This is a genomic window from Tatumella sp. JGM130 (genome assembly GCF_018257525.1).
Classification (GTDB): domain Bacteria; phylum Pseudomonadota; class Gammaproteobacteria; order Enterobacterales; family Enterobacteriaceae; genus Tatumella; species Tatumella punctata.
In genome coordinates this window covers 71,648-91,920 of the sequence record NZ_JAERJS010000011.1, presented here as the reverse complement: position 1 = coordinate 91,920, position 20,273 = coordinate 71,648, and the positions used below count along the sequence as shown (strand labels likewise).

The window sequence follows — 20,273 nt, the reverse complement described above, 5'->3', positions numbered from 1 at the left end:
TCTCCCCATGCGAGAGTAGGGAACTGCCAGGCATCCAATAAGACAAAAAGGCCATCCTGACGGATGGCCTTTTTGCATTTCAGGGCCGTAAAACCGGTGTTGCCTTCACCGCCAGATCCGTAGTATCCCCGATATTATTCACTGTCAGCAGGTTAACATACCTGAATCCCTGTTCTGACGAATATTCAACCCGCTCACCGGTTATGTCCCGTCAGAAAAAGACGGTAATGGGCATTACTTACCGGATAACCATTGTCTGATGAAACCGGCGATTTCTGCCGGATTATTAATATTCAGACAGGGGACGTCAGTTCCTGCCAGCTGCAGATCACTGGCGATAGCAATAATCTGATCATCATCGGCTAAAAACGGATATTTCCCGCATCCGTGTCGGTATAGCATAATTTTAGGCACGGATTCCTGTTTAAATCCTTCGACCAGGATTATATCCAGCGTCTGTTGTGACATACGTGATGCCAGTAACTGTAAATCCGGTTGCCGGTTATCAGGAGTTTCATGGATCAGTGCCCAGCGCTGCCGGCTGGCAACAATTACCTGGTCAGCGCCTGCTTTACGCAGTTCATAGCTGTCTTTACCGGGGATATCAATATCCATCTGGTGATGGGTATGCTTAATCAGCCCCGGATTAATACCTTGCTGTTTTAAAACAGGAATAAGCTGTTTTAATAAGGTGGTTTTACCCGTCCCGCTGGCTGCTACGATTCCCAGTATCGGTACTGTCATGGTTGTGCCTCGTATTCACTGAGTTCCTGAACGGTGTTGATATTAATAAAGGCGGATTCAGCCGTATCCATCGGCACCGGATGGCCATACTGGCTTAAAAATATCAATACCCGGCGTTCGCCACAGGCTAAATAGTCCTGTAATGCCGGGATTAACTGACGATGCAGCAGGCAAAATACCGGATGATCACGCTGAGATGAACGGATCCAGCATGCTCCTGCCTCGCGTTTGCTCTGCCAGAGTTGATCGACAAAATTACGGGGAATAAAGGGAGAATCGCAAGGAGTAAAGGCAACCCAGTCACTTTCAGCCGCTTCCAGTCCGCTGAGCATCCCGGCCAGAGGTCCCTGAAAACCTTCAAGGCTATCGTGGATACACGGGTAACCGTATTGCTGATAGATTTCCCGATGACGATTAGCACTGATCATAAGGCTGCTGACCTGAGGGGAAAATCGCTCTGCGACATGCAAAAAAAGCGGCTGTTCTCTGAAAGTCACCAGACCTTTATCTTTCCCTGCCATACGCCTTGCGGCACCCCCGGCAAGAATAATGCCTGTGATATCCTTCATATAACCTCGCTTTTATTGTGGTCATAACCCTGTTAATTTAAGGGACAATTATAACCATACCGGGGAATAACGGATGAATGATAAACGTCTGACCGAAGTGCTGGAGTTATTGTTACCAGCCTGGAAACAAGCTCCTGATCTTAATCTGCTGCAATTTTTACAGCAACTGGCACAGGCATCAGGCTACAGCGGTGAGCTGGCATCGCTGCCGGATGATGTGCTGATCTACCATTTGAAATTGCGGGAGTCGGATAAACAGTCAGCGATCCCGGGGCTGAAGAAAGATTATGAAGATGATTTTAAAACAGCGATTCTGCGCGCCCGCGGGGTAATTAAAGACTAATATCGGCGGATGGTGTTATCCTTGGCCCGGACTGAAAACAACGATATGGCTATCTATGAGCGAAGCGGCTTTTAATTTCAAAACTCTCGATCCGGAGAAAATACTGGATGTGCTATGGGATACCGGTATTCGTGTTGACTCCGGGCTTACGGCGCTGAATAGTTACGAAAACCGGGTCTGGCAGTTCAGTGACGAAGATAAGCGTCGTTATGTGGCTAAATTTTATCGTCCTCAGCGCTGGTCTGAACAGCAACTGCTGGAAGAGCACCAGTTTGCTATTGAGCTGGCAGATGATGATGTTCCGGTCGCAGCTCCGCTCACCTTACAGGAGAGTACGCTGCATCAGTCACATGGTTTCTGGTTTGCTGTTTTTCCGAGCGTGGGGGGCAGACAATACGAAACTGATAACTATGATCAGCTTGAAGCTGCAGGGCGTTGCCTGGGTCGTTTTCACCAAAGCAGCACAAAGGCTCTGTTTCATCACCGGCCGGTTATCGGGCTGGATGAATATTTTACCGGACCACGAGAAATACTGGCGGCAACGCCTTTAATTCCATCGGCGGTAAAAGATGATTTACTGTCGGCAGTCGATAAACTGGGCGTGGCCTTACAGCAATACTGGCATAGCGACTGGAAACCTCTGCGGTTACACGGCGATTGTCATCCCGGAAACATCCTCTGGCGTGACGGGCCATTATTTGTTGATCTGGACGATGCGCGCAATGGCCCCGCTGTACAGGATCTCTGGATGCTGGTTAACGGTGATGCTCAGGAACAGCGCATTCAGTGGGATATTCTGCTGGAGGCCTATTCAGAGTTTAGTGATTTTGATGTTAACGAATTGATACTGATTGAACCTTTACGTGCCATGCGCATGGTTTATTATCTGTCCTGGATTCTGAAACGCTGGCAGGACCCTGCGTTTCCGGTAGCCTTTTCCTGGATAACGGATGAGGATTTTTGGCGTCGGCAGGTTGCTATTTTTTCCCAACAGGAAAAAATGCTGCATCAGCCTTTTCAGCCCTTAGCTCCTCAATTTTAATTGATATTACCTGGAGTAGTTTAAATGATGAAAAAGATCTGGCTCGCATTTGCTGGCATTATGCTGGCATTCAGTGTTTCTGCAGCAACCTTCTCTGACGGACAACAGTATACCACCCTGGATAAAGCCGTTCCGGGTGCCCCGAAAGTAGTTGAATTTTTCTCATTCTTTTGCCCTCATTGCTACGATTTTGAACGCACTTACCGGATTAACCAGGCACTGGAACAGGGCCTGCCAAAAGATGTTAAACTGACCCGTTACCACGTTGATTTCCTGGGTGGCGATTTTGCTCCGGTTGTTACCCAGGCATGGGCAGTTGCTATGGCGTTAGGCGTGGAAGGTAAAGTCGTTGACCCTATCTTTGACGGCATTCAGAAATCTCAGACAATTACTGATCCGGCATCTCTGAAAGCGGCGTTTATTAAAGCGGCAGGGATCTCTTCTGAAGAATATGATGCTGCATGGAACAGCTTTGCGGTGAAAGCACTGGTCAGTCAGCAGCAAAAAGCTGCCGCAGATTTTAATATCACTGGAGTGCCTTCAGTTTTTGTTAATGGTAAATATCAGGTGAATAATGCCGGACTTGATACCAGCTCAATGAATAATTTCGTGGCTGACTATGTCAATGTGGTTAAATATCTGGTTGCTAAATAACCATTGCTAGTGTGATAAAGCGCCGTTATTGCGGCGCTTTTTTTATGGTCATTGCTCGTGACGAAAAGTGATCCTGATAACGAATATCCACAAAAGATAAAAAACACACCAACAGTTTTGATCTTTAATAACACTGAATATTTTATTTATTAATAATGAGTTAGATGGCACTGCAACAGCGTGTTGTTAAATTTTAAGATCTGACCATAAATTTACACACAAACTTATCCACAGGGAGATCATTCAGATCTCTGCCCCGCGCTGGCTTTTTTTAGTGCCGGAGTGCGCTTCCATTCAACATTCTGTCAGTGATGTGGCATCCTTAGTTATTACCAACAGCAACAGAAGAAATAACAGCTTATGGCACAAATTGCAGAAAACCCCCTGATTCTGGTAGATGGATCCTCTTATCTCTACCGTGCGTATCACGCATTTCCCCCACTGACAAACAGTGCCGGTGAACCGACAGGGGCGATGTATGGCGTTCTGAACATGCTGAAAAGCCTGTTACTTCAGTACAAACCGAGTCATGCTGCAGTGGTATTTGATGCCAAAGGTAAAACGTTTCGTGATGAGCTGTTCGAAGACTATAAATCTCATCGCCCGCCAATGCCTGATGATTTGCGTGCACAAATAGAACCCTTGCACCAGATGGTTAAAGCAATGGGCTGGCCGGTCCTGGTGATCTCCGGCGTTGAAGCTGACGACGTCATTGGTACTCTGGCCAGAGAGGCTGACAAACAAGGCCGTCCGGTTTTGATCAGTACCGGTGATAAAGATATGGCTCAGCTGGTAACGCCGAATATCACTCTGATTAACACCATGAACAACGCTATTCTCGGTCCTGAAGACGTTGCGGATAAATATGGTATTCCGCCGGATCTGATTATTGATTATCTGGCGCTGATGGGTGATTCATCTGACAATATTCCCGGCGTTCCCGGTGTGGGCGAAAAAACAGCTCAGGCATTGCTGCAAGGGCTGGGGAGCATGGCCACTATTTACGATAATCTGGATAAAGTGGCGACGTTATCCTTCCGTGGTGCTAAAACCATGGCGGATAAACTCGCTAAAAATAAACAGCTGGCTTTCCTGTCTTATCAATTGGCGACCATTAAAACGGATGTTGAACTGGACCAGCAATACGACCAGCTGCAGGTTAATCCACCGGATAACAGTACGTTACTCTCCTTATTCACGCATTATGAATTTAAACGCTGGATGACGGATATTGAGCAGGACCGTTGGTTAGATGATAAAAAACCGGCGAAGAAAGCAGCGGCACCGGCGGTTAAAAACCCCGATATCCCTGCTGAATCAGTGTTGTCTGCCGATAACTATGTCACTATTCTTGATCAGCAGACTTTTGAACTATGGCTGGAAAAACTGACTGCCAGTGAGGTTTTTGCCTTTGATCTGGAAACTGATTCACTGGACACCCTGTCAGCAACTATTGTTGGTCTCTCTTTTGCGGTTGCTCCCGGAGAAGCGGCCTATTTACCGGTTGGTCATGACTATCTTGATGCCCCGCAACAACTCGACAGACAGGCGGTTCTGCAGTCTCTGAAAGGATTACTGGAAGACGAAAGCCGCAGTAAAGTCGGACAAAACCTGAAGTACGACCGTGGTGTTCTGCAAAACTATGGTATTGAACTGCGCGGGATCCGTTTCGACACGATGCTGGAATCTTATATGCTTAACAGTGTCGCCGGTAAACATGATATGGATAGCCTGGCGCAACGCTGGCTGAATCATAAAACCATTACCTTTGAAGATATTGCGGGGAAAGGTAAGAAACAACTGACTTTTAACCAGATAGCCCTTGAGCAGGCCAGCCCGTATGCGGCCGAAGATGCCGATGTCACTCTTCAATTGCATCTGAAATTCTGGCCATTGCTGGAAAAAGAAGCCGGGCCACTGAACGTTTTTCGTGACATTGAGATTCCGCTGGTGCCGGTGCTTTCCCGTGTTGAGCGCAACGGCGTTTTAATTGACCCAGCCATGCTGGCTGCTCATTCTCAGCAGCTGACTATCCGGCTGAATGAACTGGAGCAAAAAGCACACGAACTCGCCGGGGAAGCATTTAATCTCTCTTCTCCGAAGCAGCTCCAGACCATTTTATTTGAAAAGCAGGGTATCAAACCGACGAAGAAAACACCGGGTGGAGCACCATCCACCAGCGAAGAAGTTCTGGCTGAGCTGGCACTGGATCATCCGTTACCGAAAATCATACTTGAGCACCGTGGCTTATCTAAACTGAAGACAACTTATACCGATAAGCTGCCGCTGATGATTAATCCGCGAACCGGACGCGTGCATACGTCTTATCATCAGGCTGTGACAGCAACCGGCCGTTTGTCATCGACTGACCCTAACCTGCAAAACATCCCGGTGCGTAATGAAGAAGGGCGGCGGATCCGCCATGCCTTTATTGCGCCTGCAGGAAAGCGGATTCTGGCGGCAGACTATTCACAGATCGAATTACGTATTATGGCGCATCTGTCTCAGGATGCCGGCTTACTGAATGCCTTTGCGCAGGGTGAAGATATCCATAAAGCGACGGCAGCGGAAGTTTTTGGTTCGTCCGCAGATAACGTCAGCCCGGAACAACGTCGCAGTGCAAAAGCCATCAATTTCGGTCTGATTTATGGTATGAGTTCTTTCGGTCTGTCCCGGCAATTGAATATTGCTCCGGGTGACGCAAAGAAATATATGGATTTGTATTTTGAACGCTATCCCGGCGTCTTACGCTATATGGAGTCAACCCGTCAGTCTGCTGCAGAAAAGGGTTATGTAGAAACGCTGGAGGGGAGGCGTTTATATCTTCCGGATATCAACTCAGGGAATGCTATCCGCCGTAAGGCAGCAGAACGGGCAGCCATTAATGCCCCGATGCAGGGAACGGCGGCAGATATTATCAAACGGGCAATGATAGGCGTCGATCAGTGGCTCAGTAGTCAGGACCCGCAAAAAATTAAGATGATTATGCAGGTGCACGATGAACTGGTGTTTGAAGTGGATGATTCATTACTTGAAACTGCCAGCGCCACTATCAGGGATATTATGGAAAGCAGCCTGACACTGGACGTGCCATTACAGGTAGAAATTGGTATCGGTGATAACTGGGAACAGGCGCACTGATATCCGTGGCTAAAAGATCAATCAGCCCCTGTCAGGGCTGATTGATTATAACCAGTAGTCAGGTATGTGCGTCCGTGGACAGTTTTACTCGATATTCTGAATCTGCTCGCGCATTTGTTCTATCAGTACCTTCAGTTCAATGGCGGAAGCGGTGATATCGGCATTAATTGACTTTGAGCCGAGGGTATTCGATTCGCGGTTAAATTCCTGCATCATAAAGTCGAGACGGCGGCCGACGGCTTCTTTTTTCTTCAGAATATTGTAGGTTTCTTTAACGTGAGCCTCCAGCCGGTCGAGTTCTTCTGCCACATCAATTCGTTGTGCCATCATGACCAGTTCCTGTTCCAGCCGGTTACTGTCCAGCTGTACCTCTGCGTCTTCCAGCCTGCTGATCAGGCGTTCACGCTGCCATTGTAAAACTTCCGGCATATGCTGACGAACGCTGGCCACCTGCCGGGAAACACCTTCCAGGCGATGTTCAATCATTGTCTGTAACGCGCGGCCTTCAGTTTCACGGGCGGTAATAAAGTCATCCAGTGCCAGTTCAAGGGAAGCCATCAGTTGCTGGTTGATACTGTCCAGATCCTGCTCTGCGGCAGCCATCACTCCCGGCCAGCGCAAAATATCCACCGGGTTTATGCTGCCTTCATCTGTCTGCAATTTTACCCAGTTTGCGGACTGAATCAGCTGTTTTGCCAGGGATTCATTCAGAATCAGTTCCGACTGAGCATCCTGGCTGGCTTCAAAACGTAAGGTGCATTCTATTTTTCCACGCGTCAGGCGATGGCGGATACGTTCGCGGATCATTGGTTCCAGGCTGCGAAATTGCTCAGGCAGACGCATATAGGTCTCAAGATAACGCTGGTTTACCGAGCGCAGCTCCCAGGAGGCGCTGCCCCAGTCACCTTTTATATCGTGGCGGGCATAGGCTGTCATACTGCGGATCATATCGGGTACTCATTTTATAAGTGATACGGCGATTATAACGGCGGTGCCACGGGGTGGACAGGGATAAGCGTATATTCCGTCCGACAATAAGCATACCGGTTTTTTATGAAAGCCTTTAAGATGACTGCTGACCATTATGTAGCGGAAAAAAGAGCATGAAAAAAAAGATAATTTATCCATTAATGCTGGCGGGGCTTCTGGCCGGATGTCAGCAACATTCCGTCGTTGAACAGTCTGCGCCGTTACCGCCGACGGTAATGCCGGCAGCGGCTCAGAATCCTTGTGTGAAGGGTAATTTGCAGGTACAGACGACATTATGGTTTGGTCTCAGCCGGCCACATGGGGCTAATATTACTGCCCGTGAATGGCAGCTGTTTATTGATAAAGATGTTACTCCGCGTTTTAAAGATGGTTTATCCGTCTATGACGCGAAAGGCCAGTGGTTGGGAGATGACGGACATCTGGCCCGGGAAAATAGTAAAGCACTGATGCTTATCCATACAGCGGATAAAACCAGTGATCAGAATATTGAACAATTACGCCAAATCTACAAACAGCGTTTTCAACAGGAATCAGTAATGCGGATTGATAATAAGGTCTGTGCTGACTTCTGAATTGATGGCGAAGGTTATACCTTCGCCATCACCCCGGTTACAGGAACAGTCCTGCAAATGTCGCTGAAAGCAGGCTGACCAGTGTCGAACCGTAAACCAGTTTCCAGCCAAACCGTGAGACGATATTCCCCTGTTTTTCATTCAGGCCTTTAATCGTACCAGCGACTATTCCGATAGAGGCAAAGTTAGAGAATGACACCAGGAAAACGGATAGGATCCCCAGCCCGCGTGGAGAAAATCCAGCCGCAATTTTTTGCAGATTAATCATTGCCACAAACTCACTGGAAACCAGCTTGGTTGCCATGATACTGCCGGCCTGCAGAGCTTCGCTGGCAGGAATACCGATCAGCCAGGCAAACGGATAAAAAAGATAGCCCAGCAGTTGCTGAAAACTATAGCCGAAAAGGCTCGTGAATATGGCATTCACCGCGGCAATCAGTGCAATAAATCCTATCAGCATGGCGACGATAATCATCGCGACTTTGAAACCGGCCAGAATATACTCGCCGAGCATTTCGAAAAAAGTCTGCTGTTCGTGCAATTTTTCCAGTGATACTTGCTGGTGTTGTTCGTCACCGGCAGTCGGATTGATTAACGAAAGAATGACAAAGCTGCTGAACATATTCAGTAATAATGCGGCCACGACATAGCGGGGTTCCACCATAGACATATAAGCCCCGACAATTGACAGAGAGACTGTCGACATCGCCATGGCAGCCATGGTGTATAACCGGCGTGATGATAAATCCCCGAGGATCCCTTTATAGGCGATGAAGTTTTCTGACTGGCCGAGCACCAGGCTGCTGACGGCGTTAAATGATTCGAGTTTACCCATCCCGCTAATTTTTGCCAGTAAGGTGCCGAAGACACGGATCAGTAATGGCAGTATTTTCCAGTGCTGAAGAATACCTATCAGGGCAGAGATAAATACTATCGGGCATAAGACTTCGAGGAAAACAAATGCCAGCCCCTGTTTATTCATACCTCCGAACACAAAATCGGTCCCCTGACCGGCATACGAGAGCAAAGTATTAAAAAGTTCACTAATCCCGCGGATCACTTCCAGCCCTGCGGTAGAGTTCAGGAAGAACCAGCCGATAAACCCTTCAATCACTAACAACTGGATAATATAACGGATACGTATTTTCCGGCGATCATGGCTGACTAACAGTGCAAGTAAGAAAATTACTGCAACAGCTAAAATAAAATGCAGTACAAAAGACATGGCATATAACCCGAAGAAAAAAGATGTTTGTATTTAGCCATAACTGACGGCGTTTTACACCCGGTGCTGAGTGATTAAATGCACAATCCTGCTTCGCAGGGGGATTATTGTACAAATTTATGGCAGAGGAATAAATCGTACAATCCTTAGAATAAAAAATAAAATGCTTATAAATAAATTGGCAAAAAGCTGTGTGATAAAACCGGTGTCGTCAGAGAGTAAAATATTATTTATATTTATTGAGTTCTGTAGGCGTAAGAATGATGTATTTATTAAGATACAAAAAGTTCCTATAGTCATATCAAATAAAAGAAAATTACAATGACATCGATGGTGATTTTTTATAAATTAATTATGTAATGTTTATTCCTCTTTTATTTTTTTAAAATATAGTGCTAAATACTGACGCGGATAAGTGACGGAGAGACTTGTCCGGTTTTTATCAGATAATCCTGTTTCCCGGAATGTACCGGTTTTGGAGATGCAATGGACGGCCCAGATGATATTCAGAGACAGTTTTTTCCGGCAAGGGGAGACTCTTCATTAAAAAAAATCATCATCAAATGTATTTCGGGAAAATGTAACGTCAGCAGTGTTGTCCGTGCCTTCTCCGGAGCTAAGAATATTTCACTATCTGGCTCGCTGATTATAATTCCTGACTCCGCTGTGGTTTTTGATAGCCCGGCCGTTATTACCTTGACTTACAGGGTTTTTTCGGGACATCTGCAGGGGAAGAATTTATTTATCTGCGACCTGATTGCGGTGATCTGGTGCCGGTTATCTGATTTGATTCTCCTGCCGGAGAATCAGCGACTGCTCTGTTTTCCGGCAAGGTGGTACATGTCCGGAAGGTCTGAATTATCCGGCGTTATGGAATACAGAATTGTTAACACTGTCGCCGGGCTGAATGGTTGTGATTTTCATCTGCTGAAACCGCGCTACTCAGCACATTACCTGAAGAACAAAACAGGATATTTTCTGCCGGGGACTCTCTGCAGATAAAACAGATCAAAGGCAGGTTAATAATTTGAGATTAAGTATCATGAATAAGCGTGTCCGCCCTCTTTTTATTACTATTGTTGTGTTTAATCTTATTGGTTGCCGTGTGCCGGAAACATTAAATTTTTCCGGTTACTCTTATGGTGATTTTATTTACCTCTCTTACTTTTCGACCGAGAAAATTGAGAAACTGTGCGTGAAAAAGGGGCAGAGGGTCAGTGAGGGCCAGCCGTTAGTTAAAATGGAAACCTATACTGCCGAAAATACGCTGCGTATTGCTGAGCAGAATTATCTGGCAGAAGAAGCGCTGCTGACAGATTTAACCTCGGGAGCAAGGCCCGCGGAACTGAATGTTGTCCGGGCGCAACTGGAACGGGCAGTGTCCGCCAGAAACCGTGCTCAGAGTCAGTTGAGGCGCTATCAGAAGCTGTATGCCTCTCAGATGATCTCTGCCGAAGAATGGCAGAAAGCTAATGATGATTATCGTCAGAAGCAGGCCAGTGTCAGGGAGTCAGAATATCAGCTGGAAGCAAGGCAGTTGCCGGCGAGGCAGGCGCAAATTACTAATCAGCAACTGAGGGTGGAATCCGCAAAGCTGAAAAGAGATAAAGCCCGCTGGGATATCGGGCAAAGCACTCTGACTGCGCCACAGAGCGGCGTCGTCTATGACACACTGTACCTGCCCGGGGAGCGGGCCACCGCCGGGCGGCCGGTGATCAGCCTGCTGCCTGCCGGAAATATTAAAATACGCTTTTATATTCCTGAAAAACAACTGGGTCAGATACATACCGGGATGAAAGTCAGTTTGCGTTGTGATGGCTGTTCCGGAGCATTCAGCGGCCGGTTACGTTATATCAGTCCGCGTGCTGAATATACCCCGCCGGTAATTTACAGTACTTCCCGCAGGGAAACCTTACTCTATATGGCTGAGGCGGTACCTGAGGGCGGAGATAATGGCGGTCAGATAAAAGTGGGACAGCCATTTCAGGTGGAGATCCTCCCCGATGAGTAACTGGTGTATTAATGTCGCCGGGCTGAATAAGCATTTCGGTCAGCATCATGCGGTTAAAGATTTCTCTTTGCGGGTTGCGAAAGGTGAAATCTATGGCTTTCTGGGCCCCAATGGCAGCGGTAAGACTACCTCCATCCGCATGATGTGTGGTCTGATCACTCCGGATTCAGGGACGGGTCATTGTCTGGGACATAATATTTTTACTGAGCGTGACGAAATAAAAAAAAGAATCGGTTATATGACCCAGCATTTCTCGATGTGGGGAGAGCTGACGATTCGGGAAAATCTTTTATTTATTGCCAGGCTGCACAATATAACGCCTGTCAGAGAGTGTACTGAGCGTACTCTGTCAGAGATGGGGTTATTATCACGACAGCATCAGCAGGCAAAACGGTTATCAGGAGGCTGGAAACAGCGGCTGGCACTGGCGGCTTGTCTGATCCATCAGCCTGATGTGTTGTTTCTGGATGAACCCACTGCCGGGGTCGACCCCAAAGCCCGCAGGGATTTCTGGCATACCTTGCATCAACTATCTGATCAGGGAATATCTGTTCTGGTCAGTACTCACTATATGGACGAAGCAGAACGCTGCCACCGACTGGCTTACCTGTCTTACGGCAAGTTATTAGCCAGCGGAACCGCACAATCCATTATTACTGCACAGAATCTGATCACCGTCGGTATTTCCGGGCCGGGGCTCAGTACCCTGGAAGCCAGACTACGCAGCTGTCCGGAAATTGAGCAGACCGTGATATTCGGAAATACACTGAATGTGACGGCAGGGAACCCAAGGGAGCTGCGGCGTGTTCTCACTGAACAGGTCCCTGACCATTATACGATTACCCCTGCGGAGACCACCCTTGAAGATGCATTTTCACACCTGATGAAATCTGATAATGAATAACAGACTGATACGATTCTCTTTTATACGCTGGATGGCGATGGTAATCAAAGAGTTACATGAGTTGCGCCGTGACAGGATCAGTCTGGCGATGATTTTTCTGACTCCGTTACTTCAGCTTATTATTCTGGGGTATGCAGTTAATATGGACCCACACCGGATCCCATCAGCATTACTGAATTATGATCGCGGACAGTTGAGTCAGGTATTTGTCAGCAGTGTGCAGAATACAGATTACTTTTCTTTTCAGCGTTATGCCTCCGCGGAGGCTGCCCGTGATGCATTTGTGCGGGGAGAGGTACTGTTTATGGTCACTATTCCTGAAGGTTTCACCCAAAAAATTCTGCGCGGAGAGAAACCACAGTTACTGGTGCAGGGCGATGCGATAGATCCGCTGACCATAGGTAATGCGCTGAGTGCCCTTGAGCAGGTGTCTGAATCTATGTTTGATCGTGACCTTCCTGAGACTCTGCGTCCGGTGACTGAAGAGGGAAGTTTTGAATTAGTTGTTCACCGGATGTTTAATCCGGAAGGGATTACCAGATATAACACCATCCCGGGGATTATCGGTTCCATTCTGAGCACCACTCTGATCCTGATGACCGCCCTGGCAATAACCCGCGAGCGCGAAAGCGGTGCGATGGAAAATTTATTAATCTCTCCGGTGACGGGCCTTGAGGTATTCCTCGGAAAAATTACCCCGTATGTCCTGATCGGGGTTTTTCAGTCGTTAATGATTCTGATGTTTGCTGTATATCTGTTCAGTATCCCGCTGGTGGGGAGTTTTTATTTACTTTTCATGGTGTTAATTATCTATATCTTCCTCTGCCTGTGTATCGGCATTACCATTTCCAGTATCGCTAAAAGTCAGCTTCAGGCACTGCAAATCTCTTCTTTTTACTTTATCCCTTCAGTCATGCTCTCCGGATTTATCAGCCCGTTTATCAGTATGCCCGTATGGGCTCAGATGATCGGGTCCTGTTTACCCCTGACCTATTTTATTCGTTTAATTAAAGCCGTCATGTTAAAAGGGTACGGGGTATCTGAACTGTTACCGGAGCTGATTCCTCTGGCCGTTCTCGGGGCACTGGTTATTTTTATTGGCGTAAAGAGTTATCGTAAAACGCTGGACTGATCAGCGGAAAATAGGCATTCGGTAGTGAAATCCGTATAATGCGCAGCCAGTTAATAGCAGCCCGGAGAAAGATCATGCGTCCAGCAGGCCGTAGCGCGCAACAGGTGCGCCCAGTAACCCTGACACGCCATTATACCAGACACGCTGAAGGGTCTGTTCTGGTTGAATTTGGTGAAACTAAAGTACTTTGTACTGCCACTATCGAAGAAAGCGTACCGCGTTTTCTGAAAGGCAAAGGCCAGGGATGGGTCACTGCAGAATATGGTATGTTGCCACGCTCTACCCATAGCCGTATGGCCAGAGAGGCGGCGAAAGGTAAACAGGGTGGCCGCACCCTGGAAATACAGCGACTGATTGCCCGTTCATTACGTGCCGCGGTTGATCTTCAGGCATTAGGTGAATACACCATTACCCTCGATTGTGATGTGATACAGGCAGACGGCGGTACCCGTACCGCATCTATTACCGGCGCCTGTGTTGCGCTGGCGGACGCTCTGAATTCACTGGTCGCGGCAGGAAAACTGAAAAGCAGTCCGATGAAGGGAATGGTTGCTGCCATTTCTGTCGGTATTGTGAATGGTGAAGCGGTCTGTGATCTGGAATATACAGAAGACTCTGCTGCGGATACGGATATGAATGTTGTCATGATGGAAGACGGCAGAATGATAGAAGTGCAAGGGACGGCAGAAGGTGAACCGTTCAGCCATGAAGAGTTACTGAGCCTGCTGGCCCTGGCGCGCGGTGGTATTGATACTCTGATTGATGCGCAGAAGACTGCGTTAGCTAATTGATTTACCAGGCGACCTAAGGGTCGCTTTTTTATGTGAGGAATAAAAAAAGATGAAACCCTGGCAGCGTCAGTTTATTGAATTTGCATTAAATAAACAGGTTCTGAAGTTTGGCGAATTTACGCTGAAATCCGGCCGTAAGAGCCCTTATTTTTTTAATGCAGGTCTGTTTAATACCGGACGCGATTTGGCTCTCCTTGGCCGCTTTTATGCTCAGGCTCTGACTGATTCAGAGATTGATTTTGACCTGGTGTTTGGTCCTGCTTATAAAGGGATCCCGATCGCCACTACGACGGCCGTAGCACTGGCAGACCATCATGACAGGGATGTACCTTACTGCTTTAACCGTAAAGAAGCGAAAGATCACGGCGAAGGCGGGCTGCTGGTTGGCAGCCCGTTACAGGGACGTATTATGCTGGTGGATGACGTGATCACTGCCGGCACCGCTATCCGCGAATCCATGGAGATTATCGCAGCGAACCAGGCGACACTGGCCGGAGTCTTAATTTCTCTGGACCGGCAGGAACGTGGTCAGGGTGAGATATCCGCGATTCAGGAAGTTGAACGCGATTATCAGTGCCGGGTAATTTCTATTATTACTCTGAAAGATTTGATCAGTTATCTGGAAGAGAAGCCGGAAATGGCAAACCACCTGGCTTCCGTCCGGGCGTATCAGAAGCAATATGGTATCTGACAGTCATACAGCATAGCGGGCATCAGCCCGCTTTTTTACTGCAGTTGCAGTGCCAGTAAGGGCCAGCGAACCTCGAAATCAGCTGTTGGCCGGAAACGGAATTCAGAACGGACATAGCGTGAAAGAAGACCTTCACAAAATGCCAGAATCTGTCCGGCCAGTAAGGTTTCATCGGTCCTGAACCCTTCACCCTCACGCAGCTTTTTCTCACGCATGACCAGCCGGAGTTGTACTTCAATTCTTTCAAACAACTGGTTGATGCGGTCCTGCAAACGGTCTTGTTCAAACATCAGCGCATGCCCGGTCAGAATACGTGTCAGGCCCGGATTACGCTCACCAAATCCCAGAATCAGTTGTACGATCAGTCTTAACCGTGCCTGTGTCTCTTTTTCGTCATTCAGAATAAGATTGATACGGGTAATCAGACTGTCTTCAATAAACTCAATCAGACTGTCAAACATTTTAGTTTTGCTGGGGAAATGGCGATACAGTGCTGCTTCCGATACCCCGACATTCGCGGCCAGTTTGGCGGTAGTGATACGCTGACTGCCATCACCTGATTCGAGCATTTGTGCTAATGCCTGCAAAATTTCTTCACGACGATTCCGTTTCGCGTTCTTTTTTTCTGCCATGACCTTAAAGACCCCTGAAAATCACCCTAAAATGCTGTACAGATCCACTGACACCGGCAGCGGAGCAAGGTTAGGCGGCATTATCCCGGCCGTTAACCGTATGAGCACAAAAGTGCCGGCCTTATCGTCATATCGCGAAAGGCCGGAAGATGAAAGATACAGAAATTGATGCTGACTGATTACTGGCGGCCGGAATGGCCAAAGCCGCCTTCACCACGCTCTGTGGTGGTGAATTCCTCGACCAGATTAAATTCAGCCTGAACCACAGGAACAAAAACTAACTGTGCCATGCGGTCCCCGGGCTGAATGGTAAAAGATTGTTCGCTGCGGTTCCAGACGGATACCATCAGTGGTCCCTGGTAATCAGAATCAATCAGCCCGACAAGGTTACCCAGAACGATGCCATGTTTATGGCCCAGGCCTGAGCGCGGTAAAATAACCGCAGCCAGTTGCGGATCGGCAATATAAATGGCCAGGCCGGTCGGGATAAGACGGGTTTCACCCGCAGCAATAACCAGCGGTTCATCAATACAGGCACGTAAGTCCAGCCCGGCTGATCCAGCCGTAGCGTATGCCGGTAACGGAAACTCTTTTCCGACCCGCGGGTCAAGGATTTTAATGTCGATTTTTTTCATCATAAAGGCGGACTATCTCGTCTAATAATTGCTGGCCAAGGAGTGGTTTCGCACTAAGTGGTAACACTTTATCTCCTTCCTGCCAGAAAAGGTGAAGCGCATTATTATCGCTGTTAAAGCCTTGTCCGGCTTGCGATACATCATTTGCGCAAATTAAATCCAGCTGTTTTCGTTTTCTTTTCTGCCGGGCGTATTCTTCCACATTACGGGTTTCGGCGGCAAATCCGACGACATAGGGACGGTTTTCTGTCAGCGCCGCAACGCCGGCGACAATATCCGGATTTTTGACTAACTGAAGAGTCAGTGAATCATCCGCAGAGCCCTGTTTTTTTATTTTCTCACTGGCGATAGTGGTTGCACGGTAATCTGCAACCGCTGCACTGCTGATAAAAATATGCTGCTCACAGACAGCAGACATTACCGCCTGTTGCATTTCAAGTGCGGTGCTGACGTCAATGCGTTTAACCCCTGCCGGGGTGGGTAATGATACCGGCCCTGCCACCAGGGTAACAGAGGCACCACGGCTGATTGCTGCTTCTGCAATCGCAAAACCCATTTTACCTGAGCTATGATTGGTGAGATAACGCACCGGATCCAGTGGTTCCCGTGTCGGGCCTGCCGTGATCATAATTTTCAGATGTTGCAGGTCTGTGACAGATATTGTCTGACGGATAGCATGGCTAACGATGTCTGCCGGGTCAAGCATTCTTCCCGGGCCTATATCACCACAGGCCTGGCTGCCGCTGTCGGGTCCCCACACAACCATGCCACAGGTTTCAAGTTTACGGATATTTTCCTGTGTTATGGGTGAGCGATACATTTGCTGATTCATTGCCGGTACGATGGCCACGGGTGATGCTGTTGCCAGACAGGCGGTGGTCACCAGGTCATTCGCCATTCCGTGGCTGATCCGGGCAATGATATCGGCAGTTGCCGGAGCAATAATCACCAGGTCGGCCCATTTCGCCAGTTCAATATGTCCCATGGCGGCTTCTGCTGCCGGGTCCAGTAGGTGACTAAACACAGGGTGGCCGCTAACAGCTTGCAGGCTTAGTGGTGTGATAAATTCTCTGGCCGCATCGGTCATCATGACTCTGACATCCGCACCACGATCCCGCAGACGGCGAACCAGTTCAGGAGTCTTATAAGCTGCAATACCACCACTGACGCCCAGAAGAATTTTTTTACCCGCTAATTCCATTATTTATGCCTCATTGTTTGAGTCTGGCACCCTGAAAGCAGGCCCCGTGTCGGTATTTTATCATAATCATCGTCAGGCAAAACGGTCACTGCAGGGGCGGGGGGTATTCAGTATGATCATTCTCCGGAGATGTGCGGAGAATCATTAACCGGATGGTAAGTTACGGGGGGAGCGTCGCAGGGCTGTGATGGAGACTGAAGGTCACAGTTACGTCAGTAGTGTGATGAGGCCGGGGCTGTCACACTGTGCTTTGTTCAGGGAGAAAGCGATGATGGAACAGTTACGACCCAGAGAAAAATTAATCAGGCACGGTGCCGAAATGCTCACCGATATTGAGCTACTGGCAATATTTCTCCGAACCGGTCTGGCCGGTCGCGGGGTGATGGCCTTGTCCGAAACACTGCTTAAGCAGTTTGGCTCTTTATATGGCCTGATGACCGCCGGTAACGACGATTATCTGGCCATTCCTGGTATCGGTAAAGCAAAAATGACGCAGATCCGTGCCGTTGCCGAGCTTGGAAAACGGTTTTTCCAGGCACAGCTGGAGTCCGGTAACTTGCTGGAAAATCCGGGGATTACTTATGACTATCTGACCAGTCAGCTGGCACACCAGCCGCGTGAAGTGTTTATCGTCATCTTCCTCGATAACCAGCATCGGGTGATCTCGGTACAAAAAATGTTTTCCGGCTCGGTAAACTCGGTGGAGGTACATCCCAGAGAAATTGCCAGGGAAGCGCTCAAAAGTAATGCGGCGGCATTAATTCTGGCACATAATCACCCGTCAGGTCTGGCTGAACCAAGCCAGGCAGACAGAGAAGTGACCGGACAAATAGCAAAGGTCTGTATGTTACTGAACATACGACTGTTAGATCATCTGGTCATCGGCAAGGGACAGTATGTCTCTTTTGCTGAGCGTGGCTGGTTATAGTATGAAAATCAGCCTGTCAGCAGCGTCTCCGGGTAAAAATAATCATTTTTTAGCCGATCCCGGGAGATCTTTATCTGTTCGGGACTTGAGCGTTTGACCCGCAGAGCGTATACTACGCCACCTTTGAGAATCTCGGGTTTGGCGTTTAGGCCTGCTCAGCGGGTTCACATAGAACTCGCCTGGATGGGTTAAAAGCCTGACGAGGCGGCCAGAACCTAAGTACAAAGCTCGAGCTGATTTGATTTTTGGAGATATGACATGTCACGAGTCTGCCAAGTAACTGGCAAGCGCCCGGTGAGCGGAAACAACCGTTCCCACGCAATGAACGCGACGAAACGCCGTTTCCTGCCTAACCTGCACTCACACCGTTTTTGGGTTGAGAGCGAAAAGCGTTTTGTTACCCTGCGTGTATCTGCTAAAGGTATGCGTGTTATTGATAAAAAGGGCATCGATTCTGTATTAACAGATATGCGTGCCCGCGGTGAGAAGTACTAAGGAACTAAATCATGGCTAAAGGTATTCGTGAGAAGATCAAGCTGGTTTCTTCTGCTGGTACAGGTCACTTCTATACCACTACGAAGAACAAACGTACTAAACCGGAAAAACTGGAACTGAAAAAGTTCGACCCGGTTGTTCGTCAGCACGTAGTATACAAAGAAGCTAAAATTAAGTAATTTTAGTATTCTGAAAAAACCCGGCTCCGGCCGGGTTTTTTGTTTTCCAGGACCTGCCAGGCAATAACCCGGAATAAGGAGCTGTGATGCCTGAATTACCTGAAGTAGAAACCAGCCGCCGGGGTATTGAACCCCACCTGGTGGGCGCGACAGTATTACATGCTGTTGTACGCAATACACGATTACGCTGGCCGGTATCGCCGGAAATCTTATCTCTGAGTGATCAACCGGTACTGAGTGTACAGCGCCGGGCTAAGTACTTGCTGATAGAATTACCGGAGGGATGGATTATCATTCACCTGGGGATGTCGGGCAGTCTGAGAGTGCTTACCGAAGAACACCCCCCGGAAAAACATGATCATGTTGATTTGGTGATGAGTAACGGAAAAGTACTGCGGTATACCGATCCCAGACGCTTTGGTGCCTGGCTGTGGGCGCCGGATTTGGCTGCCAGTCGGGTGTTATCTCATCTCGGCCCTGAACCGCTGAGTGAGGCTTTCTCCGCTGGCTGGCTTCTGGAGAAATCACAACGTAAGCGCATTGCTATCAAACAATGGCTGATGGATAACAAGCTGGTGGTAGGTGTCGGTAATATTTATGCCAGCGAAGCATTATTCAGTGCCGGTATTCTGCCTGGCAGGCCTGCCTGTGACCTGACTGAAGATGAAGCTCAGGTGCTGGTGGATTCGATCAAGCAGGTGCTGCACCGTTCGATTGAACAGGGCGGAACTACATTACGCGACTTTCTGCAAAGCGATGGTAAGCCTGGTTATTTCGCCCAGCAATTACAGGTCTACGGACGGGCCGGATCGCCTTGCCTGCACTGCGGAACGGCGATCAATAGTGGCAGGCACGGGCAACGCAGTACTTACTGGTGCCCGCAATGTCAGAAATAATCGGTAGCAGGGGATCAGGACGCTAATTTTTCAAGCAGCGCCTGATGCACCGGACCGGTCACAAATCCGGAGATATCTCCGCCATGGCGGGCAACTTCTTTTACCAGCGATGATGAAACAAAGGTATATGCTTCTGCCGGGATCATAAAAATACTTTCAAGACCCGGCAGTAACTGATTGTTCATTTGTGCCAGCTGCCGTTCATAATCAAAGTCAGAGACCGAACGGACACCACGGATTAATACATTTGCCTGTTGCTGGCGGGCAAAATTGACCATCAGATCGCCAAATCCCATGACATCCACATTCTCCAGGTGTGCAGTGGCCTGCCGGGCCAGTGCGATGCGTTCCTGCAGGCTGAACATCGGTTGTTTGGTATTATTCCGGGCAATGGCCAGTATCACATGGTCAAATAAACGGCCTGCCCGGGTAACAATGTCCAGGTGCCCTAAAGTCAGTGGATCAAATGTGCCAGGGTAAATGGCCCGGGTTGTCATA

At 48.4% G+C, this 20,273-nt stretch carries 22 protein-coding genes; 14 read left to right on the top strand and 8 right to left on the bottom strand.

Features of this window, described 5'->3' with window-relative positions:
• Nucleotides 1–234: 234 nt before the first annotated feature.
• Entirely contained in the window at nt 235–744 is a 510-nt protein-coding gene (gene mobB / locus JK211_RS07490) for a molybdopterin-guanine dinucleotide biosynthesis protein MobB (RefSeq protein WP_212708051.1), read from the bottom strand.
• A complete protein-coding gene (gene mobA / locus JK211_RS07485) occupies nt 741–1,313 on the bottom strand; it encodes a molybdenum cofactor guanylyltransferase MobA (RefSeq protein ID WP_212708050.1) in 573 nt (190 codons plus the stop codon). The genes mobB and mobA overlap by 4 nt, the downstream gene beginning before the upstream one ends.
• A 73-nt stretch (nt 1,314–1,386) precedes the next feature.
• Between mobA and JK211_RS07480 the strand changes: the two genes are divergently transcribed.
• The 4 genes from JK211_RS07480 (at nt 1,387) to polA (ending at nt 6,493) form a co-directional block, all read left to right on the top strand.
• On the top strand, nt 1,387–1,656 hold the full coding sequence (locus tag JK211_RS07480) for a DUF1040 family protein (protein ID WP_212708049.1): 270 nt from the start codon (nt 1,387–1,389) through the stop codon (nt 1,654–1,656).
• Nucleotides 1,657–1,711: 55 nt separating this feature from the next.
• Nucleotides 1,712–2,698: a serine/threonine protein kinase gene (locus JK211_RS07475; RefSeq protein ID WP_212708048.1), complete on the top strand. Its 987-nt coding sequence runs from the start codon at nt 1,712–1,714 to the stop codon at nt 2,696–2,698.
• Nucleotides 2,699–2,725: 27 nt separating this feature from the next.
• Nucleotides 2,726–3,352, top strand: a complete 627-nt coding sequence (gene dsbA, locus JK211_RS07470) for a thiol:disulfide interchange protein DsbA (protein ID WP_212708058.1) — start codon at nt 2,726–2,728, stop codon at nt 3,350–3,352.
• A gap of 360 nt (nt 3,353–3,712) precedes the next feature.
• Nucleotides 3,713–6,493 carry a DNA polymerase I gene (gene polA / locus JK211_RS07465; protein ID WP_212708047.1) on the top strand — a complete coding sequence of 927 codons (2,781 nt, stop codon included), beginning with the start codon at nt 3,713–3,715 and terminating at the stop codon, nt 6,491–6,493.
• An 84-nt stretch (nt 6,494–6,577) separates the two neighbouring features.
• Here the strand turns inward: polA and JK211_RS07460 are convergent, their stop codons facing one another.
• The gene (locus JK211_RS07460; protein WP_212708046.1) at nt 6,578–7,441 is read right to left on the bottom strand and encodes a YicC/YloC family endoribonuclease; all 864 of its coding nucleotides are present in this window, start codon (nt 7,439–7,441) and stop codon (nt 6,578–6,580) included.
• Between the two features lie 155 nt (nt 7,442–7,596).
• Between JK211_RS07460 and JK211_RS07455 the strand changes: the two genes are divergently transcribed.
• Nucleotides 7,597–8,055: a DUF3574 domain-containing protein gene (locus JK211_RS07455; protein ID WP_212708045.1), complete on the top strand. Its 459-nt coding sequence runs from the start codon at nt 7,597–7,599 to the stop codon at nt 8,053–8,055.
• Nucleotides 8,056–8,092: 37 nt separating this feature from the next.
• Here the strand turns inward: JK211_RS07455 and JK211_RS07450 are convergent, their stop codons facing one another.
• Nucleotides 8,093–9,280: a NupC/NupG family nucleoside CNT transporter gene (locus tag JK211_RS07450; protein WP_212708044.1), complete on the bottom strand. Its 1,188-nt coding sequence runs from the start codon at nt 9,278–9,280 to the stop codon at nt 8,093–8,095.
• A 1,042-nt stretch (nt 9,281–10,322) separates the two neighbouring features.
• Between JK211_RS07450 and JK211_RS07445 the strand changes: the two genes are divergently transcribed.
• The 5 genes from JK211_RS07445 to pyrE all read left to right on the top strand — a co-directional run bounded on the left by JK211_RS07445 (nt 10,323) and on the right by pyrE (nt 14,809).
• Nucleotides 10,323–11,291, top strand: coding sequence for an HlyD family secretion protein (locus JK211_RS07445; RefSeq protein WP_212708043.1), 969 nt, complete (start codon nt 10,323–10,325; stop codon nt 11,289–11,291).
• Nucleotides 11,284–12,195, top strand: coding sequence for an ABC transporter ATP-binding protein (locus JK211_RS07440; RefSeq protein WP_212708042.1), 912 nt, complete (start codon nt 11,284–11,286; stop codon nt 12,193–12,195). Before JK211_RS07445 ends, JK211_RS07440 begins: the two co-directional genes overlap by 8 nt.
• Nucleotides 12,188–13,327 carry an ABC transporter permease gene (locus tag JK211_RS07435; protein ID WP_305803587.1) on the top strand — a complete coding sequence of 380 codons (1,140 nt, stop codon included), beginning with the start codon at nt 12,188–12,190 and terminating at the stop codon, nt 13,325–13,327. The genes JK211_RS07440 and JK211_RS07435 overlap by 8 nt, the downstream gene beginning before the upstream one ends.
• A gap of 74 nt (nt 13,328–13,401) precedes the next feature.
• On the top strand, nt 13,402–14,118 hold the full coding sequence (gene rph / locus JK211_RS07430) for a ribonuclease PH (protein WP_212708041.1): 717 nt from the start codon (nt 13,402–13,404) through the stop codon (nt 14,116–14,118).
• 49 nt (nt 14,119–14,167) lie between these two features.
• Nucleotides 14,168–14,809 carry an orotate phosphoribosyltransferase gene (gene pyrE, locus JK211_RS07425; protein WP_212708040.1) on the top strand — a complete coding sequence of 214 codons (642 nt, stop codon included), beginning with the start codon at nt 14,168–14,170 and terminating at the stop codon, nt 14,807–14,809.
• A 35-nt stretch (nt 14,810–14,844) separates the two neighbouring features.
• Here the strand turns inward: pyrE and slmA are convergent, their stop codons facing one another.
• The 3 genes from slmA to coaBC form a co-directional block, all read right to left on the bottom strand.
• A complete protein-coding gene (gene slmA, locus JK211_RS07420) occupies nt 14,845–15,441 on the bottom strand; it encodes a nucleoid occlusion factor SlmA (protein WP_212708039.1) in 597 nt (198 codons plus the stop codon).
• A 179-nt stretch (nt 15,442–15,620) separates the two neighbouring features.
• On the bottom strand, nt 15,621–16,079 hold the full coding sequence (gene dut / locus JK211_RS07415; RefSeq protein WP_212708038.1) for a dUTP diphosphatase: 459 nt from the start codon (nt 16,077–16,079) through the stop codon (nt 15,621–15,623).
• A complete protein-coding gene (gene coaBC, locus JK211_RS07410) occupies nt 16,057–17,277 on the bottom strand; it encodes a bifunctional phosphopantothenoylcysteine decarboxylase/phosphopantothenate--cysteine ligase CoaBC (RefSeq protein WP_212708037.1) in 1,221 nt (406 codons plus the stop codon). Before coaBC ends, dut begins: the two co-directional genes overlap by 23 nt.
• Nucleotides 17,278–17,548: 271 nt before the next feature.
• On the opposite strand from coaBC, the gene radC reads away from it, so the two are divergent.
• The 4 genes from radC (at nt 17,549) to mutM (ending at nt 19,775) form a co-directional block, all read left to right on the top strand.
• The gene (gene radC, locus JK211_RS07405) at nt 17,549–18,205 is read left to right on the top strand and encodes a DNA repair protein RadC (protein WP_212708056.1); all 657 of its coding nucleotides are present in this window, start codon (nt 17,549–17,551) and stop codon (nt 18,203–18,205) included.
• Nucleotides 18,206–18,463: 258 nt separating this feature from the next.
• On the top strand, nt 18,464–18,700 hold the full coding sequence (rpmB, locus tag JK211_RS07400; protein WP_212708036.1) for a 50S ribosomal protein L28: 237 nt from the start codon (nt 18,464–18,466) through the stop codon (nt 18,698–18,700).
• Between the two features lie 11 nt (nt 18,701–18,711).
• On the top strand, nt 18,712–18,879 hold the full coding sequence (gene rpmG / locus JK211_RS07395; protein WP_002436700.1) for a 50S ribosomal protein L33: 168 nt from the start codon (nt 18,712–18,714) through the stop codon (nt 18,877–18,879).
• 86 nt (nt 18,880–18,965) lie between these two features.
• The gene (mutM, locus tag JK211_RS07390; RefSeq protein ID WP_212708035.1) at nt 18,966–19,775 is read left to right on the top strand and encodes a bifunctional DNA-formamidopyrimidine glycosylase/DNA-(apurinic or apyrimidinic site) lyase; all 810 of its coding nucleotides are present in this window, start codon (nt 18,966–18,968) and stop codon (nt 19,773–19,775) included.
• A 14-nt stretch (nt 19,776–19,789) separates the two neighbouring features.
• Here the strand turns inward: mutM and coaD are convergent, their stop codons facing one another.
• Complete coding sequence (gene coaD / locus JK211_RS07385) at nt 19,790–20,272, bottom strand: pantetheine-phosphate adenylyltransferase (RefSeq protein WP_212708034.1); 483 nt, start codon at nt 20,270–20,272, stop codon at nt 19,790–19,792.
• Nucleotide 20,273: the final 1 nt, after the last annotated feature.